Source organism: Actinotalea sp., from assembly GCF_035443605.1.
In the GTDB taxonomy this organism is placed as follows: domain Bacteria; phylum Actinomycetota; class Actinomycetes; order Actinomycetales; family Cellulomonadaceae; genus Actinotalea.
In genome coordinates, this window is the sequence record NZ_DAORSQ010000046.1 from 18,321 (window position 1) to 20,117 (window position 1,797).

At 76.2% G+C, this 1,797-nt stretch carries 2 protein-coding genes; both read left to right on the plus strand.

Translation table 11 applies throughout. From position 1 onward, the window contains the following. Nucleotides 1-3: 3 nt before the first annotated feature. The gene (locus PKY62_RS06985) at nucleotides 4-1,194 is read left to right on the plus strand and encodes a 5-(carboxyamino)imidazole ribonucleotide synthase (RefSeq protein ID WP_324535987.1); all 1,191 of its coding nucleotides are present in this window, start codon (nucleotides 4-6) and stop codon (nucleotides 1,192-1,194) included. Between the two features lie 85 nt (nucleotides 1,195-1,279). Beyond that, nucleotides 1,280-1,797, plus strand: a 518-nt coding sequence (gene purE, locus PKY62_RS06990) for a 5-(carboxyamino)imidazole ribonucleotide mutase (protein WP_324535988.1), incomplete at its 3' end; no start/stop codon positions are given.

A 1,797-nucleotide genomic window follows, 5' to 3' on the forward strand; every position in this document is an offset into this window, starting at 1 on the left:
ACCGTGACGCTCGTGGTGGCAGTGGTGGGTGGCGGACAGCTCGCCCGGATGATGACGCCCGCGGCGACGGCGCTGGGGATCCACCTGCGCGTGCTCGTCGAGGGCCCGGCCACGTCGGCAGCGCGCGTGGTCGTCGACGCCCCCGTGGGCGCTCCGCGCTCGGCGGCCGACGTGCTCGACCTCGTGCTGGGCGACGCGGAGCGGCCGCGTGCCGACGTGCTGACCTTCGAGCACGAGCACATCCCCGCCGAGGTGCTGGCCGCCGTCGAGGCCGCAGGCGTGCCGGTGCGGCCGGGCCCCGACGCCCTGCGCCACGCGCAGGACAAGCTGGTGATGCGCGAGCACCTCACCGCGCTCGGCGTGCCGTGCCCCGCGTGGGCCCCGATCCCGGACGCCGCGGCCCTCGACGCGTTCCTCGCCGCCCACGGTGGTCCCGACGGCCAGGTGGTCGTCAAGACCGCGCGCGGCGGCTACGACGGCAAGGGCGTCCGCGTGGTGCGCGAGAGCTCCGAGGTCGCCGAGTGGTTCGCCGCCGCCGCCGTGGGCGGGCCCGCGCTGCTCGCCGAGGAGAAGGTGCCCTTCGTCCGCGAGCTCGCGGTCCTCCTGGCGCGCCGGCCCTCCGGGGAGGTCGCGGTGTGGCCCGTGGTCGAGACCGTCCAGGCCGACGGCGTGTGCTCCGAGGTCGTCGCGCCGGCGCCCGGGCTGGACGCGCACGTGGAGCGGATCGCGCTGGACGCCGCGCGCCGCATCGCCGACGGCCTGGACGTCACGGGCGTGCTCGCGGTGGAGATGTTCGAGGTCGCCGGGACGGGTGGGGGCCCCGGCTCCGTCGTGGTCAACGAGCTCGCGATGCGCCCGCACAACTCGGGTCACTGGACCATCGACGGGGCCGTGACCAGCCAGTTCGAGCAGCACCTGCGGGCGGTCCTGGACCTGCCCCTGGGTGACCCGTCCCCGCGGGCCGCCTGGACGGTCATGAGCAACGTCCTGGGCTCGTCGCTGGACCGCCTCACCGACGCGCTGCACGCCGTCGTCGGCGCGGACGCCGGCGCGCGGGTCCACCTCTACGGCAAGGACATCCGGCCCGGCCGCAAGCTCGGCCACGTCACGGTGTGCGGGGACGACCTCGCCGACGTCCGGGCCAGGGCGCGCGCCGCGGCGGCGACCCTGCGCGGCGAGCCCGCCCACGGCTGACACGACCGGCGGGGCGACCGATCTCTGAGACGCTGGACCCGGACGAGAGGAGGACGGCGTGAGCGATCCGCTGGTCGGTGTGGTGATGGGGTCGGACTCGGACTGGCCCGTCATGGTGGCCGCTGCCGAGGTGCTGGCCGAGTTCGGGGTCCCCGTGGAGGTCGACGTCGTCTCGGCGCACCGGATGCCGCAGGACATGGTCGACTACGGCCGCTCGGCAGCCGAGCGCGGGCTGCGCGTCCTCGTCGCGGGTGCGGGCGGTGCCGCCCACCTGCCCGGGATGCTCGCGTCGGTGACACCGCTGCCGGTCATCGGCGTGCCCGTGCCGCTGGCCCACCTCGACGGGATGGACTCGCTGCTGTCGATCGTCCAGATGCCCGCCGGGGTGCCGGTGGCGACGGTCTCGGTGGGCGGGGCGCGCAACGCGGGCCTGCTCGCGGTGCGCATCCTCGCCGCGGGCTCGGACGAGCACGCTGCGGAGCTGCGGACGGCGATGGTCGCGTTCCAGGTACGGCTGCGCGAGCAGGCGATGGCCAAGGGCGAGCGGCTGCGCGTGCGGTTCGGCACGGGCGTCGCGCAGGGCGGCCCGGCGGGGTTCAGCGC